This is a genomic window from Oxalobacteraceae bacterium OTU3CAMAD1 (genome assembly GCA_024123915.1).
GTDB lineage: Bacteria > Pseudomonadota > Gammaproteobacteria > Burkholderiales > Burkholderiaceae_D > Rugamonas.
The window spans coordinates 4,392,308-4,410,230 of record CP099650.1; the positions used below are offsets into that span (position 1 = coordinate 4,392,308).

A 17,923-nucleotide genomic window follows, 5' to 3' on the forward strand; every position below is an offset into this window, starting at 1 on the left:
GACTCAAACCGTCGGCAACTGGTAGTCCCTAAACTGCTCGCGCAATTTGTTTTTCTGTATCTTGCCGGTGCCGCCAACGGGCAATGCCTCGGCGAACACGACGTCATCCGGCAACCACCACTTGGCGACCTTGCCGGTGAAGTGCGCGAGCAGTTCGTCGCGGCTCACCTGCTGCCCCGGCCGCAGTACCACCACCAGCAGCGGCCGCTCGTCCCACTTCGGATGCGCGACGCCGATGCAGGCCGCCTGCATCACCGCCGGGTGCGCCATGGCCACATTTTCCAGGTCTATGGTGCCAATCCATTCGCCACCGGACTTGATGACGTCCTTGCTGCGGTCAGTGATCTGCATGAAGCCGTCCGCGTCGATGGTGGCAACGTCGCCGGTGGGGAACCAGCCGTCCTCCAGCACATCGCCGCCCTCGTCCTTGAAGTAGCTCGCCAGCACCCATGGGCCCTTCACCAGCAGATGCCCGTAGCTGACGCCATCCCACGGCAACTCCTTGCCATCGTCGTCGACGATTTTCATGTCCACGCCAAAGATCGCATGCCCCTGCTTTTGCAGGATGGCGCGCTGCTGCTCCTTCGGCAATTCCGTGTGCTTGCTTAGCAAGCCGCCGGTGGTGCCGAGCGGCGACATTTCCGTCATGCCCCAGCCGTGAATGACCTCGACACCGAATTCGTCGATCAAGGTGTTCATCATCGCCGGCGGACAGGCCGAGCCGCCGATCACCGTGCGGCGGAAGGTCGAGAACTTCAGCTTGTTCTGCAACGCGTAGTTGATCAGCCCCAGCCAGACGGTCGGCACACCGGCCGAGAACGTCACGCGTTCGCTCTCGAACAGCTCGTAGACCGATTTGCCGTCCAGCGCGGCACCGGGGAACACCATCTTTGCGCCCGACAGCGGCACCGAGTACGGCAGTCCCCAGGCGTTGACGTGAAACATGGGCACGACCGGCATCACCACGTCGCGCGAGGAGACGTTGAGCGCGTTCGGCATGGCCGACGCATACGCGTGCAGCACCGTCGAACGGTGGGAGTACAGCGCGCCCTTGGGGTTGCCCGTGGTGCCGGAGGTGTAGCACAACGTGGCAGCCGTGTTCTCGTCGAACTGCGGCCAGGCGTAGTCGTCCGAGTGCGCGCCGATCAGGCTTTCGTAGCACAGCAGATTGGGTATCTTCGTTTCGGCCGGCATGCGGTCGGCGTCGCCCATCAGGATGAAGCCCTTGACCGTCTTGCAATGGGGCGCGATGGCCTCAACTAGGGGCAAGAAACAGAAATCGAACAGCAAATACTGGTCCTCTGCATGGTTGCAAATGTAGGCAAGCTGCTCGGGATGCAGGCGCGGATTGATCGTGTGCAAGACGGCGCCGGAACCGGAGACGCCGTAGTACGCTTCAAGATGACGATAGCCGTTCCATGCCAGGGTGGCCACCCGCTCGCCCTGCTCGACGCCGAGCCCGTGCAGCGCGTTCGCCAGCCGCTTGGCGCGCTGATGGCATTCGCGGAAAGTGTAGCGGTGCAAGTCGCCCTCCACCCGCCGCGAGACGATCTCACTGCCACCGTAGTGCCGCGCGGCGAACTCGATAATGCTGGAGATCAGCAAGGGCTGGCTCATCATCTGCCCCATCAATGGAGCCGCTGGAACCGCTGGACTCTCCGAACTCTTGAATTGCATGGCACGCTCCGCAACATGGTTATTTATGCAAACAAGTGTGGACGGGCGGAACAAGCACCGTCAACGGTTTTCGATGCTGCAATGCAGCACCGGAAGCCTGCGGTAAAATCATCAAACTACCGGCGGTCATCCGCCGAACCTACTTGAACGGATACTATTATTACTGCTGCCAATCTGCCGCTGGACAATTCCTTCGCGTCCTTGCCGCCCGCTTTTTATACCCGGCTCATGCCCACCCCGCTACCCGCGCCCTATCTGGTCGCGGTCAGCGAGCCGGCCGCCGCCCTGATCGGCCTGAAGCCTGAACAACTGGCCGATAGCGTCGATATCCTGATCGGCAATGCCGTTCCGGACCGCTCGCTGCCGCTGGCGGCCGTCTATTCCGGACACCAGTTCGGCGTCTGGGCCGGCCAGCTCGGCGACGGCCGCGCGATTTTGTTTGGCGAGGCGCCCACCGCCGAAGGCCCGATGGAATTGCAATGGAAAGGCGCCGGCATGACGCCCTATTCCCGCATGGGCGACGGCCGCGCCGTGCTGCGCTCGTCGATCCGCGAATTCCTGTGCTCGGAAGCGATGCATGCGCTGGGCATTCCGACCTCGCGCGCCTTGTCTGTCGCCGGCTCGGACCAGGGCGTGATGCGCGAAACGGTCGAAACGTCGGCCGTCGTGGTGCGCATGGCGCCTAGCTTCGTGCGCTTCGGCTCGTTCGAGCACTGGTTCTACCGCAACAAGCCGGACGAGCTGAAAATCCTGGCCGACTACGTGATCGACCGGTTTTACCCGGAGTTACGCGCCGAAGACAACCCGTATGTGGGCCTGCTGCGTGAAGTTTCCGTCCGCACCGCGCACATGATCGCGCACTGGCAGGCGGTCGGCTTCATGCACGGCGTGATGAACACCGACAATATGTCGATCCTGGGTTTGACGATAGACTACGGCCCGTTCGGCTTCATGGAAGCCTTCGACCCCGACCATATCTGCAACCACACCGATCAACAGGGCCGCTACTCGTACAGCAACCAGCCGCAGGTCGGCCACTGGAACTGCTACGCGCTGGGCCAGGCGCTGCTGCCGTTGATCGGCGAGGTCGAGGCCGCACAGGCCGCGCTCGATGTCTATCAACCGGCGTTCGCCGCCAAGCTGGACGAGCTGCTGCACGCCAAGCTGGGACTGGCACAGCTTGAGCAACACGCCGACGCCGACCGCGCGCTGTTCGACGCCATGTTTGCGCTAATGCAGGCCAACGGCGTCGATTTCACCCTCTTCTTCCGCAAACTGAGTGGCCTGCAGGCGGCCGACGCCAGCGGCGACGAACCACTGCGCGACCTGTTCATCGACCGTCCCGCCTTCGACGCCTGGGCCATCCAGTACCGTGAGCGTCTGCAAGCCGAGGCCAGCGACGATGCCCAACGCCAGCTTGCGATGAACAAAATCAACCCCAAATATGTGCTGCGTAACTATCTGGCCCAAGTGGCCATCGAAAAAGCGCAAAACAAGGACTTTTCCGAGGTGGCGCGCCTGCTGGCGGTATTGCAGCGCCCCTACGACGAACAGCCCGAGCACGACCACTACGCCGCTTTGCCGCCGGACTGGGCAAGCCATCTCGAAGTCAGCTGTTCTTCTTAAGCGAGCACCAATCCATGACCACTAAAGTGACCAAATCCGACGCCGAATGGCGCGACATGCTGGACCCGATGGAGTACCAAGTGACGCGGCATGCCGCCACCGAGCGTGCATTTACCGGCAAATTCTGGGATCATCACGAGCACGGCATCTACACCTGCGTGTGCTGCGACACGCCGCTGTTCCGTTCCGACGCCAAATTCGATTCCGGCTGCGGCTGGCCGAGCTATTTCGAAGCACTGGATCCCGCTAACGTGATCGAGAAAACCGACCGAACCCATGGTATGCTGCGCACCGAAATCATTTGCGCGGTATGCGATGCCCACCTGGGCCACGTGTTCCCGGACGGCCCGCCGCCGACCGGCCTGCGCTATTGCATCAACTCGGCCTCATTGCGATTCGATCCACAAGACTAATAACACTAGTAAATAAGACACCATGAAATTTCTGTTCGACTTTTTGCCGGTCCTGCTGTTCTTTGGCGCCTACAAGCTCTCCGGCGCCAACGCCGAGGCCTCCCAGCACTTCATCAACACTTATCTGAGCGGCATCATCTCGGGCGGTTCGGTCACGCCCGACCAGTCGCCGATCGTGCTGGCCACCCTGGTCGGCATCATCGGCACGATCGCCCAGATCGCCTACCTGAAGCTGCGCGGCCAGAAAGTCGAATTCCTCATGTGGTTCTCGCTGGGCATGTTCGTGTTTTTCGGCGGCCTGACGATTTACTTGCACGATGAAGTATTCATCAAATGGAAACTAAGTATCGTGTATTGGTTCTTTGCGGTCGGTTTGCTGGTAAGCGAATTCATCTTTAAAAAGAATCTGATGCGCAAATCGATGGGCGAAATCATCGAACTGCCGGATGTGATCTGGTCGCGCCTCAATCTGGCGTGGATCGGTTTCTTCACCGCCATGGGCATCCTCAATTGGTATGTCGCATTCGTCCTTTATAAAGGCGATACCAGCGCCTGGGTCAGCTTCAAGGCGTTTGGATCGACGGCCATCATGTTTGTCTTTATCGTTGCGCAGACGATTTATTTGTCGCGCCATATGAAGGATCCGACATGAGCGATACCCGCATGGACCGCATGCGCGGCCGCTTCCAGGCCGCGCTGTCGCCCGTGGAATTGGTGCTGGAAGACGATTCCGCGATGCACGCCGGACACGCCGGCGCCGCCTCCGGCGGTGGTCATTACAATGTCAGAATCGTTTCGTTACAATTCGAAGGCCTGAAACTCGTCACAAGACATCGACTCGTGTATGATTCCGTGCACGATATGATGCATAGTGAAATACATGCATTGGCCATTACCGCATTGGCTCCGTCCGAAGTATGATGTAGCGCCCGGCTAGGAGCGGTCCTATCGGTTTCAAGAATAACTGAACACAAAGACAGATAGCTGACCGAACTCCTTCCAGGCAATTTCGCTAAAACTTTCCCCTTACAGGAATTAATAATGACTTTCAAGCCAGCCAGTTTGCTGATCGCACTTCTCGTTGTCGCCGTGCCTGCATTCGCACAGAACGTTGCCGTTGTTAATGGCAAAGCCATCCCGACCTCGCGCGTCGAAGCCGTCGTCAAGCAAGTCGTCGCCCAGGGCCAGCAGCCGGACTCGCCGCAACTGCGCGACCTGATCAAGAAAGACCTGATCGGCCGTGAAGTGATGATGCAGGAAGCGGAAAAACAAGGCTTCGGCAAGGACGCTGCTGTCAAGGCGCAGATCGACAATGCCCGCCAGGCCATCATCATCAACGCGATGGTCGCCGACTATATCAAGAAGAACCCGGTCGCCGACGCTGACGTCAAGGCCGAGTACGACCGCTTCACCGCCCAGGCCGGCGACAAGGAATACCACGTGCGTCACATCCTGACCGCGACCGAAGCCGAAGCCAACGACGTGATCGCCAAGCTCAAAGCCGGCTCGAAGTTCGAAGATCTGGCTAAGACCTCGAAAGACACCGGTTCGGCTGCCAACGGCGGCGATCTGGACTGGGCCTCCCCTTCGTCCTTCCCACCAGCGTTCTCGGCCGCCTTCGTGGCCTTGCAAAAAGGTGGCGTGACCGAGAAGCCAGTGCAGACTCCGAACGGTTTCCACGTCATCAAGGTCGACGACATCCGTCCGGCCAAGCTGCCGACCCTGGAAGAAGTCAAGCCGCAGATCTCCGAAGCGCTGGCGCAGAAGAAGCTGCAGGCGTATCAGGAAGAACTGGTCAAGAAAGCAAAAGTGCAGTAATGTTATAGAAGGCGGCGCCCTGCGGGGCGCCGTTTTTGATTCTGCGTTGGTACAATGCACCGCCGAGTGCGATTTCTTGTTTTTTTATAGGATTTAATAATGATGTTGAAGCCAGCCCGTCTGTTGTTAGCACTGATCGCTGTTGTTGCAGCCCCGGTTTTCGCGCAAAACGCCGCGACCGTCAATGGAAAGGCTATTCCCGCCGCCAAGGTGGACCAGATGGTCAAACAAGTGGTCGCCCAAGGCCAGCAGCCCGACAGCCCGCAGCTGCGCGAAATGGTCAAGAAGGAACTGATCGGTCGCGAAGTGCTGCTGCAGGAAGCCAGCAAGCAAGGCTATGGCGCCAAGCCGGAAGTGAAGTCGGCCATCGACAACGCCGCGCAAAGCATCACCATCAACGCCATGCTGGCCGACTACGTCAAGAAGAACCCGGTCAAGGACGCTGAAATCCAGGCCGAATACGACAAGTACAAGGCCGCCGTCGGCGACAAGGAATACCACTCGCGCCACATCCTGGTAGCCACCGAACAGGAAGCCAAGGACATCATCGCCAAGCTCAAAGCCGGCGGCAAGTTCGAAGAACTGGCCAAGGTATCGAAAGACGGTTCGGCCAACAACGGCGGCGATCTGGGCTGGATGACTCCCGCCAAGCTGGTCAAGCCTTTCGCTGACGCCATGATTGCCCTGAAACCAGGCGCGATCACCGAAACCCCGGTCAAGACCGAGTTCGGCTACCACGTCATCAAGCTGGAAGAGTCGCGCGCCACCAAGCTGCCGGCGCTGGCCGAAGTCAAAGGCCAGGTGTCCGAGGCGCTGCAACAGAAGAAGATCGCCGCTTACCGCGACGAACTGATCAAGAAAGCCAAGGTCCAGTAATACTGGCAGGCTCAAGCAGTGCGGCCCGGCCGCCTGCCCTAACCGAACGCCCGATGAAGTTTATCGGGCGTTTTGCTTTTCAGGCCACCGTATTTCAGGCCGGCTTTCAGCCCTTGGCGCGGCGGCGCCATTCGAACAGGCCCATGCCCGCCAGCATGGCCGCCACGAACAGCATCGCCTTGGGCTCCAGCATGCCCACGCCGACCAGCGCGGGGCCCGGGCAGAAGCCGGCGATGCCCCAGCCGATGCCGAACAGCAGCGCTCCGATCACTAACGGGCGGTCGATCTGGCGTGCGGTGGGCAGGTTGATGGGTTCGCCGGTCGGCGTCACTTTGCGCCGGGTGGCCGCCGCGAAGCCTACAAACGCCACGCCGATCGCGCCGCCCATGACGAACATCAGGGAGGGGTCCCAGGCGCCAGCCAAGTCCAGAAACCCCAGCACCTTGGCGGGATTGGCCATTCCGGACAGTATCAGGCCGAGGCCGAAAATCAGTCCGGCCAGTAATGCGGTGAATATCGCCATATGCCCTCCCCTAGTTTATTAAATGACGGACCACGTAGGTGGCGGCGAATCCGGCGGCCATAAAGGTTATGGTCGCCACCAGCGATCGTGGCGATAGCCTGGATAAACCGCAGACGCCGTGGCCGCTGGTGCAGCCAGAGCCGTAGCGGGTTCCGACGCCGACTATCAGGCCGGCGGCTATCAGGATGCCGTAATTGGGGTCGATTTGAATGGTGGGTAGTTCGGTGAATAGCCGGTAAATTAAAGGCGCGACAAGCAGGCCGGCGATGAATGCTGCGCGCCAGCTGGTATCGCCTTTTTTAGGGTGGAATAAACCGCCGATTATTCCGCTTATGCCGGCTATTCTTCCGTTGAATAGAATGAGCAGACTCGCTGCCGCGCCGATTAATAGGCCGCCGGCTAGCGATGCCCATGGGGTGAAGGATTGCCAATCAATGGACATCGTTGTTCCTTTTTGCGATCGAGCGATGGGTTGGTGTTGTGTTGATTTGTACTATAGCATCTGCACTCGGTATTTGTTTTTGGGGCCGTCGGCGGAGCTTGGCGGATTACGCTGCGCTAATCCGCCCTACGTGGTTTAGATGGGCGCTTGGCCCACCGGCCTTGCCAAGTTGCACCAGATTCTGGCGGTTACGTGCTAATATTTAGCTTGAATCCATCACCGGTAGCCCTTGCGTACCCATGAAACCGGATATCGCGGCCATTGCGCTCGCCCTTCAAGAGGTTGCCGATCCTTCGCGTGGCGCGCCCATGGCCGCCTATATGCGCGATCAGTTCGAGTTTCTCGGCATTGGTACGCCGGCGCGCCGCGCGGCGACCAGGCAGCTTTACAAGGGAATGAAATCACACAGCGCGGACGAATTGATTGCAATGGCGCGGGCGCTTTGGAATTACCGTGAGCGGGAATATCAATATGCGGCCATCGATTTACTCGCCATGCACGCTAATAAACTCGATGTCGGGCATTTGCCCTTTTTGATGGAATTGATGCAATCGAAATCGTGGTGGGATACGGTCGATGCGATCGCATCAGTAGTCGGCAAGGTTTTGCGATATCGGCATGACGGTATGGATCAGGCCATCGGCCACGAGAATATGTGGGTGCGGCGGGTCGCGATATTGCATCAATTGGGATGGCGGGATAAAACGGATGAGGCCCTGCTCTTTTCTTATTCGCTGCAACGCGCGCATGAAAAGGAGTTCTTTATTCAGAAAGCCATCGGCTGGGCGCTGAGGGATTACGCGCGCCACAATCCGCAGGCCGTGCGGGAGTTTACCCTGACGGAGAAAGCCAGGCTTTCTCCGCTCAGTTATCGGGAGGCGAATAAACACTTCCCCCCCCGATACTTAAAACACGCCGATTACTTCGCCGCTTGCTTGCGACGACGACGTGCGGCCACGCCGATAGCGGCCATACCCAACAGCATCATGCCGTAGGTTTCAGGTTCCGGAACGGCCGCGACCGGGCCGCCAACCGGGGAACCCGCAGGCGAACCTGCCGTCAAAGGCGACAGCAGCAGGGAGCCGCAACCGCTGGCGTTGCAGCCTTGGGCCAGGATCTGGTTGTTTTCGTTGATCACGCTGGCGCTGGTGATGTTCCAGCCGGAGGCCGGATCGATCAATGAGTTCAAGTCATACGACACGCCATCGACCAGCAACAGGCCCTTGAGGAAGCTGGAATTGGTCGTATCCTGCAGCCCACCAACGGCCCAACCGGAATTATTGAGGCTTTGATAACCTACGCCGCTCGGCAGGTAATCCACGACACCGTTGAAGTAGGTGAAATGCGACATCGACGACGTATTCATACCCAACAATTGGTTATGATCGTTGGCCGCGCCGACGAAGGCCGAATCGCCAAAGACGCTCGAGTAGTCGGTCAGAACGCCGTTGCGGTACGTATATGGACTCATCCCGCCGGAGTCCGCCGGATTTCCGAAGCCGTACATCGTACCGCCCTTGCTGATGCCTATCGTGCGCATGAACTGTCCGCCCAGGCTCACGTCCGTCGTTTGGCCATTGGCGTATAGCGAGGACGTTGTTGTGTTAGCACCAAACGGCCCCGAGTGGCTGAGAATGCCAGCCACATTGCCTTGGTTGTCAATACCGTACGCCTCGAAACCGGCGATCGCCGTCAGGGAGCCTGACGAATACAGAAAGCCCCGCTCCGCGTAGTCACCGAAATTGCCGGAAATCTGGCCGGCGTCGTTGATGCCGTTGGCGAACGATATGCCCGTGGTGCCGGCGACGCCCGATACGACGCCGCCATTGTAGATCGCGGCCTGCTGGGTGCCGGAGGCAAAAGTATAGCCAGCGACCTGGCCATGGTTGTTCATATCCAGGCCGACCAGCGAGCCCAGGGAGGTCACGGAGTACTGTCCAGGTGCGGCAGCCTGCGCGGAGAAGGTCAAGACACTCAAAATAGATGCGAGTATGCGCAGTTTCATCGAAATCCTCGGTTATTAAATTAGTTGGCAGATTTGCCAGCCAATACAATAACATTAATTATATTTTAAGAAAATACTATTCATAAGTTTTCGATAATTTTGACCATAAAGCAATCGAGGCAGCGGGGATTGCTCCCGGCTGCCTCGATATTCACCGCCGCCGATTAAGCGACGGGTTTCCCTTCGTTTTATCCCACGAACTTACGGGCATTGCGGAACATGCGCATCCAAGGAGAATCCTCGCCCCACGCTTCCGGATGCCAGGACTGCTGCACCGAGCGGAACACGCGCTCCGCATGCGGCATCATGACCGTGAAGCGGCCATCGGCCGTGGTCACCGACGTCAAGCCCTGCGGCGAGCCGTTCGGATTGAACGGGTAAGCCTCGGTGGCCGCGCCGCGCTGGTCGACGAAACGCATCGTCGCCACCGCCTCGGCGATGTTGCCGGTCTGGGTGAAGTCCGCGTAGCCTTCGCCGTGGGCGATGGCGATCGGCGTTTGCGTGCCGGCCATGCCGTTGAAGAAGATCGACGGCGAATCCAGCACTTCCACCATCGCGAAGCGCGCTTCGAACTTCTCCGATTTGTTGGTGGTGAACTTCGGCCACGCATGCGCGCCCGGGATGATGGCCTTCAGATTACTCATCATCTGGCAACCGTTGCACACGCCCAGGCCGAAGCTGTCCGTGCGCGCGAAGAAGCGGGCGAACTGCTCGGACAAGGCGGCGTTGAACAGGATCGTCTTGGCCCAGCCCTCGCCGGCGCCCAGCACGTCGCCGTACGAGAAGCCGCCGACGGCGATGATGCCCTGGAAGTCGTCCAGCTTGACCCTGCCCGCGATCAGATCGCTCATGTGCACGTCGACGGCGTTGAAGCCCGCCTGGTGCATCACGTACGCGGTCTCGATGTGCGAATTGACGCCCTGCTCGCGCAGGATCGCCACGCGCGGACGCACGCCGGTCGCGATGAACGGCGCGGCCACGTTCTCGGTCAGGTCAAAGGTGATCTTCGGCGTCATGCCTGGTTCGGCTTCGTCCAGGATGCGGTCGTATTCGGCGTCGGCGCAGGCCGGATTGTCGCGCAGGCGGGCGATGCGCCAGCTGGTTTCGCTCCACAGGCGGTGCAACGCGGCACGCGGCTGGTTGTAGATGATCTTGGCGTCGCGGGTGAACTCAATCACGCCACGGTCGTTCGGTTTGCCGATAATATGGCTGCACGCGCCCAGGTTGAAGGAGCGCAGCACGTCCATGACCAGCGACTTCTCGTCGGCGCGCACCTGGATCACGGCGCCCAGCTCCTCGGAGAACAGCGCGCGCAAGGTTTGCTCGTTGCGGCGTTCGGCGATCTGGCCGGCCCAGTTCTTGGCGTCGCCCTGGTCGGCGCCGTGGCCCTCTTCCAGGGTCAGGATGTCGAGGTTGATCGACAGGCCCGCGCGGCCGGCGAAGGCCATCTCGGTCAGCGTGCCAAACAGGCCGCCGTCGGAACGGTCATGGTAGGCCAGCAGCTTGCCGTCCGCGTTCAACTGCTGGATGGCGGCGAAGAAGGCTTTCAGGTCTTCCGGGCTGTCGACGTCCGGCGTCTCGTTGCCCAGTTGGCCCATGACCAGCGACAGCGCCGAGGCGCCCAGGCGATTTTTGCCGCGACCCAGATCGATCAGGATCATGGCGGTGTCGCCGGCGTCGGTCTTGATCTGCGGCGTCAGCGATTTGCGCACGTCGTAGACCGGCGCGAAGGCCGAGACGATCAACGAAACCGGCGAGGTGACAGCTTTAGAATCACCATCGTCTTTCCACGTGGTGCGCATCGACAGCGAATCCTTGCCGACCGGGATGCTGATCCCCAGCGCCGGACACAGTTCCATGCCGACCGCCTTGACGGTGTCGAACAGCGCCGCGTCCTGGCCCGGCTGGCCGCAGGCGGCCATCCAGTTGGCCGACAGTTTGATGTCGGAGATATCCTTGATCGGCGCGGCGGCGATGTTGGTGATCGATTCGGCGACGGCCATGCGGCCCGACGCGGCGGCATTGATGACGGCCAGCGGCGTGCGCTCGCCCATCGCCATCGCTTCGCCCAGATACCCTTCAAAGCTCATCGCGGTGACGGCGCAATCGGCCACCGGCACCTGCCATGGGCCGACCATCTGGTCGCGCACGGACATGCCGCCCACGGTACGGTCGCCGATGGTGATCAGGAAGGATTTGTCGCCGACGGTCGGCAGCAGCAGCACGCGCTTGGCCGCTTCTTCCAGTTCGATGCCGGTCAGGTCGATGGCCGGGAATTCGTTTTGCACGTGGTGCGCGTCGCGCTGCATCTTCGGCGGTTTGCCCAGCAAAACATCCATCGGCATGTCGACCGGCTCGTTGCCCAGCTCCGGATCGATCAGCTTCAGCTGGCGTTCCTCGGTGGCGGTGCCGACGACGGCGAACAGGCAGCGCTCACGCTCGCACAGCGCCTTGAACATCGGCAGGCTTTCCGGCGCGATGGCCAGCACATAGCGTTCCTGCGATTCGTTGGACCAGATTTCTTTCGGCGCCATGCCGCTTTCTTCCAGCGGGATCTTGCGCAGGTCGAAGATCGCGCCGCGCTTGGCGTCGTTGGTGATCTCCGGGAAGGCGTTCGACAAACCGCCGGCGCCGACGTCGTGGATCGAGATGATCGGGTTGTTCGCGCCGAGCTGCCAGCAGCCGTTGATCACTTCCTGGGCGCGGCGTTCCATTTCCGGGTTGCCGCGCTGGACCGAGTCGAAGTCCAGGTCGGCCGTGTTGGTGCCGGTCGCCATCGACGACGCGGCCGAGCCGCCCATGCCGATGCGCATGCCGGGACCGCCCAGCTGCACCAGCAGGCTGCCGACCGGGATGTCGTTCTTGTGCGTGTGCTGGCCGGAGATGTTGCCGATGCCGCCGGCGATCATGATCGGCTTGTGGTAGCCAAACACGGTGTCCTGGGCGCCGGCGAACTGCTTGCCGATATTCTGTTCGTAGGTGCGGAAGTAACCGCCCAGCACCGGACGGCCGAATTCATTGCTGAACGCGGCGCCGCCGAGAGGGCCTTCGATCATGATCTGCAGCGCCGAGGCGATGCGGTCAGGTTTGCCGTAGGCCTTGGCGGACGCGCTGTCGCGGTATCCGGAGACGGGGGCGGTCACGTCGATGTCGTTTTCCCAGGCCTGCACGGCGCCAGGCAGCAGCAGGTTCGAGACCGTAAAGCCGGTCAGGCCCGCCTTCGGCTTGGCGCCGCGGCCGGTCGCGCCCTCATCGCGGATCTCGCCGCCGGCGCCGGTGGAGGCGCCCGGGAACGGCGAAATCGCGGTCGGGTGGTTGTGGGTTTCCACCTTCATCAGGGTGTGGGTCAGTTCCGTCATCGGCGCGTACTGCTGCGATTCGCCCTGCGGGAAGAAGCGCATCACTTCGGCGCCTTCCATGATCGACGAGTTGTCGCTGTACGCGACGATGGTGCCCTTCGGCTGCAACTGGTGGGTGTTCTTGATCATGCCGAACAGCGACTTGGGCTGCGCGACGCCGTCGATGGTCCAATCGGCGTTGAAGATCTTGTGGCGGCAATGCTCGCTGTTGGCCTGCGCGAACATCATCAGCTCGACGTCGGTCGGATTGCGGCCGGCCTTGGTGAAGGCGGCGTCCAGGTACTCGATCTCGTCGTCCGACATCGCCAGGCCCAGGTCCGTGTTGGCCTTCTCCAGCGCGTTCTTGCCCATGCCGATCACGTCGACCGACTCCAGCGGCTTGGCGTCCAGGGTGCGGAACAGGCCGGCCGCCTCTTCCGACGAGCGCAACACCGATTCGGTCATGCGGTCGTGCAGCAGGGCCGCGACGGTTTGCACTTCCTGGTCCGACAGCTTCTTCGGCGCGCCGATGCTGCTGCCCAGGATGCCGGTCTTCAGGTTGATGCGGAAGGCGATGCCGCGCTCGACGCGCTTGACGTGCGCCATGCCGCAGTTGTGGACGATGTCGGTGGCCTTGGAGGCCCACGGCGAGATCGTGCCGAAGCGCGGGATGACGAAGAATTCCTCGACCGCGCCTTCGGTGTTGTCGGCGTGGGCCGGCTCGCCGTAGGTCAGCAGACCACCGAGGCGGCCGGTGTCGTCGGCCGACAGCGGCTGGGCGGCGTCGATGAAGTGGACATAGCGCGCCTGGACGGCGGCGACGGACGGCAGCGCGGCTTGCAGTTGGGTCAACAGGCGTTGGCTACGGAATGCGGACAGGGCGTTGGAGCCCGGCAGAATCAACATATTTGGAGGATGGTTGATGCAGCAAGGCTGCGGATTAAAGGGCGATGAGGCATGAGGCTAATTCTTGCAGTGTTCCTTTGCGCGCATTATACCCGTTAGCAGCCTCGCCATACAGCGCCATTTCCACCCAAAAACTGCTGCCGAAGCAACATTTAACGACGGTTTGCCCCGGAAAAGCCCCACTTTCCCCGCCAAACACTTGGTTTCTGTAACATTTTTACTTGCCTTGGGGTATGCTAGACCGAATAAGCAGGGAACATAAGCAGGGGTTTCATCATGGCGGAATATAGCGACTTGTCGGTGCTCATCGTCGACCCGAACCCGGGTATGCGCGGCAGCCTGCACAATATGCTGAACCAATCGTCGATCAGCAAGATCGAATACGCGGTCAGTTCCGGCACCGCCATCCGGCAGTTATCAAAAAAACCCTACGATATCGTGCTGTGCGAATACGACCTGGGCAACGGCAGCGGCGAGGCCAACGGCCAGGACGGCCAGCAACTGCTCGAAGACCTGCGCCACCATAAGCTGATCGCGCAGTGGACCATCTTCATCATGCTCACCTCCGAGGGCGTCTACAGCAAGGTCATCGGCGCGGTCGAGCTGGCGCCGACCGATTACATCCTCAAGCCGTTCACCGTCGATTCGCTGATGCAGCGCATCGGCCGCGCCGTCGAGCGGCGCGAGGTGTTCTGGCCGGTGTACCAGCAACTGGCCGCCGGCAGCATCCGCAAGGCCATCACCAGCTGCAAGGACGGCGAGGACAAGCATCCCCGCTACGCCAACGACTACGCCCGCCTGCGCGCCGAGCTGCTGGTGTCCATCGACGACCTGGTGGAGGCCGAATTTGTCTACCAAACTATCCTGATGACCCGCCCCACCGCCTGGGCCCACCTGGGCATGGCGCGCTGCCAGTTCGGGCTGCAGAAATTCGTCGAGGCGCAACAAACGCTGGTCGACCTGCTGGAACAGCATCCGAAGTTCATGGCCGCCTACGATCTGCTGGCGCGCACCCACGAGGCGCTGGGCCAGCAGGAATCGGCCAAGAAGGTGCTGGAGGACGCGGTCGGCATTTCCCCCAACATGGTGCGCCGGCTGCGCCACCTGGGCGAGGTGGCGCTGGAGACGGGCGACGTCGGCGTGGCCGAGAAAGCCTTCAAGCAGGTCGTCGCCAAGGCCAAGTACTCTGAGTTCCGCGACCCCGAGGACCACGTCAAGCTGGTCAAGACGCTGGTCAAGAAAGGCGACGCCAACCAGGCCAGCGGCGTGATCCGCGACATGGAACGCTCGCTGCGCGGCAACGCCAACACCGAGGCGTGCCGCGCCATCGCCGCCGGGCTGGTACAGGAAATGACGGGCAACCTGGCCGGCGCCGCCACCGAGTTGACGACGGCCGTCAACGCCATCGAGAACGCGCGCGGCCTGTCGACCGGCCTCAAGATCGGCCTGGTGCACAGCTGCCTGAACATCAAGCTGGACCAGCAAGCGTCCAACGTCATGCTCAACCTGATGAACGATAACGATAGCGGCGTGACGATGGACGACGCCGTGCAAGTGTTCGAAAAGGCCGGCCGCCACGACCTGGCCGAAGGCATGGGCGAACAGATCAAGGTGCAGGTGGGCGAGCTGCTGGCCGACGCGGCCGCGATGCGCGGGCAGGGCGACCTGCGGGCGGCGGTCGACACGCTCAACGCCGGCCTGCGCAAGGCGCCGGCCAATATGTCGCTGCTGCCGGCGGCGGCCTCGGCGATGTTGAAGCAACTGGACGATCTGGGTTGGGAAGTGCCGCTGGCCGAGCAATGCGCCTGGCTGCTGGAGCGCATGCGCAAGATCGACCCGGCCCATCCGTCGCTGGAAGCGCTGCAGGCGCAGTACTATCACACCCAGCGCAAATACGGTATCGCCACGACGGCGTAGCGCCATCCGGGCGGCACCCGCCTAGCGGTAGAAGATCATCGTTCCGGGAAAGTTGGACCAATGGGTGATCAGAAACCACGAGACAAAATACAGTCCGCACAGTACGAAAGCGGAAAATAGCGCCGCATTCGGCGATCTGCCCTCGCGCAATATCCTGATGAGCGTTCGCACTGCATCCTCCGTCAACCGTTCAAAAACGCAGCGTACGTCGCCTGTCGCCGCATCGACAAGCGGCGAATCGCCGGTATCGCATCGCGGTGCCGACGGTATCGGATAGCGCGACCCGCAGCCCGGCGTCAACGGCGGTCGAGCACCAGCCGTACTTTGCGCGCCAGCGCGTGGCGCGTGTAGGGCTTGCCCAGCAAATCGAGGCCCGGGTCGAGCCGTCCGTCGTGGACGATGGCGTCTTGGGCGTAGCCGGAGGTGAACAGCACGGCCAGCGCCGGCAATTTGGCGCGCGCCCGGCGCGCCAGTTCCGGACCGCGCAGCGGCCCCGGCATGACCACGTCGGTGAACAGCAGGTCGATCGGCGCGCCGCTATCGACGATGTCCATCGCGCCGACGGCGTCGTGGGCCTTCAGCACCGTGTAGCCCAGTTCGCTCAACATCTCGACGGCGATGTCGCACACCGCCTCGTTGTCCTCGACCACCAGCACCGTCTCGGTGCCCCCGACCGCCGCCTGGTCGCCCTCGCCCGCCGCCGGCGCCCGCGCATCTCCGGCCTCCAGGCTGCGCGGCAAGTACAGCCTGACCGTGGTGCCCACGCCGACTTCGCTGGCGATGCCGACATGGCCGCCCGACTGCTTGACGAAGCCGAACACCATCGACAGCCCCAGCCCGGTACCCTTGCCCTCCGGCTTGGTCGAAAAGAAGGGATCGAAGGCCCTTTGCAGTACTTCCGGCGGCATGCCGCTGCCGCTGTCGCCGACGGCGATCATCACATAGTCGCCTGGCGTCACGTCGATGTGGGCGCGCGCATAGTCGTCGTCGAGCGCGGCGTTCTCGATGACGATGGTCAGCTTGCCGCTGCCGGCCATGGCGTCGCGCGCGTTGATGCACAGATTGAGCACGGCGTTTTCCAGCTGCGCGGTGTCGACGAAGGTGTGCCACAAGCCGTCGGCGATCCGGGTCTCGATGTCGACCTGGCCGTCGAGCGTGTGGCGCAGCATGTCCTCCATGGCGGCGAGCAGGCCGTCGATCCTGACCACCTTCGGTTCCAGTGCCTGGCGCCGGCTGAAGGCCAGCAGATAGCTGGCCAGCTTGGCGCCGCGCGTGACGCCGGCCAAGGCGCGTTCGACATAGCGCAGCGCGCCGTGCCCGGCGCCCAGCACGGCCGTCAGCAACTGCAGGTTGCCGGAGATCACCTGCAGCAGATTGTTGAAGTCGTGCGCGACGCCGCCCGTCAGCTTGCCGATCGCCTCCATCTTTTGCGCGTGCTGCAAGGCGGCCTCGGTGCGTCTGAGCGCGGCGGCGGCCTCACGCTCGGCGGTGCTGTCGCGGCCGATGCCGAGCAGGTAGTTGCCATTGAGGGCGCTGGTCCAGACGATATAGACAAAATGGCCGTCCTTGTGGCGCAGCTGGATCTCCAGCCGCGACGAGACGGCCGCTGCGCGGATCGCGGCCACGCGCGCGGCCACATGATCGCGCTCGTCAGGGTGGACCAGCGCCAGGAACGGATGTCCGGACAGCTCGCCCTCCTTCCAGCCGAGGGTGCGCGTGAAGGCCGGGTTGACGGCCGCCACCGCGTCGTCGGCGTCCAGCAACAGCATCAAATCGCTCGACAGTTGCCAGATGCGGTCGCGGTCCTGCGTCAGCGCCGTCAGCTCGTCCTTGAGCGTGACCGAAAAGCGCGCCGCCTCGCGCATCGCCAGCACTTTTTCGGTGGTCTCGATGACGGTGTCGAGCATGCCGACGATGTGGCCGTGCTCGTCGAACACGGGGCTGTAGCAGAACGTGAAATACGCCTGCTCGCTGGCGTCGCCACGGTTGACGACCAGCGGATAGTCTTCGATGAAGGTCGAGCGGCCCTGTCTGGTGAGCGCCCAGATCGGGTCCAGGTTGTCCCAAGCCTCTGCCCACACCTGCTGGAACGAGCGCCCCAGCGCGTCCGGCTTACGGCCCAGGATCGGGCGGAAGGCGTCGTTGTAGATCATTACCTTGTGCTCGCCCCACACCAGGCAGGACGGGAAATGGGACGCCAACACCAGATTGGCGGTGATCCGCAACGACGGCGGCCAGCCCTCGATCGGCCCCAGCGGCGTGGCGCCCCAGTCGTGCGCGGCCACGCGCGCGGCCATCACGCCGCTGGGCGCGTACACCGGCGGGCTCGCGGGCCCGCGTTGGGGCCCGCCTTGGGGCCCGCCTTGGAGCCGGCCCGGGGGC

14 protein-coding genes are annotated in these 17,923 nt (G+C 62.2%); 8 read left to right on the forward strand and 6 right to left on the reverse strand.

All coding sequences use genetic code 11. From position 1 onward, the window contains the following. Positions 1-3 precede the first annotated feature (3 nt). Positions 4-1,632, reverse strand: a complete 1,629-nt coding sequence (locus NHH88_18915) for a 3-(methylthio)propionyl-CoA ligase (protein USX17377.1) — start codon at positions 1,630-1,632, stop codon at positions 4-6. 273 nt (positions 1,633-1,905) lie between these two features. On the opposite strand from NHH88_18915, the gene NHH88_18920 reads away from it, so the two are divergent. From NHH88_18920 to NHH88_18945, 6 genes are all read left to right on the forward strand, one after another. Continuing rightward, positions 1,906-3,303, forward strand: a complete 1,398-nt coding sequence (locus NHH88_18920; GenBank protein USX11777.1) for a YdiU family protein — start codon at positions 1,906-1,908, stop codon at positions 3,301-3,303. Between the two features lie 14 nt (positions 3,304-3,317). Beyond that, complete coding sequence (gene msrB / locus NHH88_18925) at positions 3,318-3,716, forward strand: peptide-methionine (R)-S-oxide reductase MsrB (protein ID USX11778.1); 399 nt, start codon at positions 3,318-3,320, stop codon at positions 3,714-3,716. A gap of 22 nt (positions 3,717-3,738) precedes the next feature. Then, a complete protein-coding gene (locus NHH88_18930) occupies positions 3,739-4,368 on the forward strand; it encodes a septation protein A (GenBank protein ID USX11779.1) in 630 nt (209 codons plus the stop codon). Next, a complete protein-coding gene (locus NHH88_18935) occupies positions 4,365-4,637 on the forward strand; it encodes a BolA family transcriptional regulator (protein USX11780.1) in 273 nt (90 codons plus the stop codon). Before NHH88_18930 ends, NHH88_18935 begins: the two co-directional genes overlap by 4 nt. Before the next feature lie 120 nt (positions 4,638-4,757). Further along, complete coding sequence (locus tag NHH88_18940) at positions 4,758-5,534, forward strand: peptidyl-prolyl cis-trans isomerase (GenBank protein USX11781.1); 777 nt, start codon at positions 4,758-4,760, stop codon at positions 5,532-5,534. Between the two features lie 99 nt (positions 5,535-5,633). Then, positions 5,634-6,410, forward strand: coding sequence for a peptidylprolyl isomerase (locus NHH88_18945; GenBank protein ID USX11782.1), 777 nt, complete (start codon positions 5,634-5,636; stop codon positions 6,408-6,410). Positions 6,411-6,516: 106 nt separating this feature from the next. On the opposite strand, the gene NHH88_18950 is transcribed toward NHH88_18945, so the two are convergent. Together NHH88_18950 and NHH88_18955 are read right to left on the reverse strand one after the other, a co-directional pair. Beyond that, the gene (locus NHH88_18950; GenBank protein ID USX11783.1) at positions 6,517-6,933 is read right to left on the reverse strand and encodes a YeeE/YedE family protein; all 417 of its coding nucleotides are present in this window, start codon (positions 6,931-6,933) and stop codon (positions 6,517-6,519) included. Between the two features lie 10 nt (positions 6,934-6,943). After that, positions 6,944-7,375 (reverse strand): YeeE/YedE family protein, encoded by a 432-nt coding sequence (locus NHH88_18955; protein ID USX11784.1) that lies wholly within the window; start codon positions 7,373-7,375, stop codon positions 6,944-6,946. A gap of 239 nt (positions 7,376-7,614) precedes the next feature. Here NHH88_18955 and NHH88_18960 point away from each other — a divergent pair, with 239 nt between their 5' ends. Further along, positions 7,615-8,370 carry a DNA alkylation repair protein gene (locus NHH88_18960; GenBank protein ID USX11785.1) on the forward strand — a complete coding sequence of 252 codons (756 nt, stop codon included), beginning with the start codon at positions 7,615-7,617 and terminating at the stop codon, positions 8,368-8,370. On the opposite strand, the gene NHH88_18965 is transcribed toward NHH88_18960, so the two are convergent. Beyond that, positions 8,295-9,380, reverse strand: a complete 1,086-nt coding sequence (locus NHH88_18965; GenBank protein USX11786.1) for a PEP-CTERM sorting domain-containing protein — start codon at positions 9,378-9,380, stop codon at positions 8,295-8,297. The two genes, NHH88_18960 and NHH88_18965, sit on opposite strands and share 76 nt — an antisense overlap. A 188-nt stretch (positions 9,381-9,568) precedes the next feature. Continuing rightward, positions 9,569-13,624, reverse strand: a complete 4,056-nt coding sequence (gene purL, locus NHH88_18970) for a phosphoribosylformylglycinamidine synthase (protein USX11787.1) — start codon at positions 13,622-13,624, stop codon at positions 9,569-9,571. 276 nt (positions 13,625-13,900) lie between these two features. On the opposite strand from purL, the gene NHH88_18975 reads away from it, so the two are divergent. Beyond that, positions 13,901-15,541: a response regulator gene (locus tag NHH88_18975; protein USX11788.1), complete on the forward strand. Its 1,641-nt coding sequence runs from the start codon at positions 13,901-13,903 to the stop codon at positions 15,539-15,541. Between the two features lie 296 nt (positions 15,542-15,837). Here the strand turns inward: NHH88_18975 and NHH88_18980 are convergent, their stop codons facing one another. Further along, positions 15,838-17,859 (reverse strand): ATP-binding protein, encoded by a 2,022-nt coding sequence (locus tag NHH88_18980; GenBank protein ID USX11789.1) that lies wholly within the window; start codon positions 17,857-17,859, stop codon positions 15,838-15,840. Positions 17,860-17,923: the final 64 nt, after the last annotated feature.

Excerpts from the sequence above, each read along its gene's own strand:
- NHH88_18920 (USX11777.1), top strand. The coding sequence starts at position 1,906 with ATGCCCACCCCGCTACCCGCGCCCTATCTGGTCGCGGTCAGCGAGCCG.
- msrB (USX11778.1), top strand. The coding sequence starts at position 3,318 with ATGACCACTAAAGTGACCAAATCCGACGCCGAATGGCGCGACATGCTG.
- NHH88_18930 (USX11779.1), top strand. The coding sequence starts at position 3,739 with ATGAAATTTCTGTTCGACTTTTTGCCGGTCCTGCTGTTCTTTGGCGCC.
- NHH88_18935 (USX11780.1), top strand. The coding sequence starts at position 4,365 with ATGAGCGATACCCGCATGGACCGCATGCGCGGCCGCTTCCAGGCCGCG.
- NHH88_18940 (USX11781.1), top strand. The coding sequence starts at position 4,758 with ATGACTTTCAAGCCAGCCAGTTTGCTGATCGCACTTCTCGTTGTCGCC.
- NHH88_18945 (USX11782.1), top strand. The coding sequence starts at position 5,634 with ATGATGTTGAAGCCAGCCCGTCTGTTGTTAGCACTGATCGCTGTTGTT.
- NHH88_18950 (USX11783.1), bottom strand. The coding sequence starts at position 6,933 with ATGGCGATATTCACCGCATTACTGGCCGGACTGATTTTCGGCCTCGGC.
- NHH88_18955 (USX11784.1), bottom strand. The coding sequence starts at position 7,375 with ATGTCCATTGATTGGCAATCCTTCACCCCATGGGCATCGCTAGCCGGC.
- NHH88_18960 (USX11785.1), top strand. The coding sequence starts at position 7,615 with ATGAAACCGGATATCGCGGCCATTGCGCTCGCCCTTCAAGAGGTTGCC.
- NHH88_18965 (USX11786.1), bottom strand. The coding sequence starts at position 9,380 with ATGAAACTGCGCATACTCGCATCTATTTTGAGTGTCTTGACCTTCTCC.
- purL (USX11787.1), bottom strand. The coding sequence starts at position 13,624 with ATGTTGATTCTGCCGGGCTCCAACGCCCTGTCCGCATTCCGTAGCCAA.
- NHH88_18975 (USX11788.1), top strand. The coding sequence starts at position 13,901 with ATGGCGGAATATAGCGACTTGTCGGTGCTCATCGTCGACCCGAACCCG.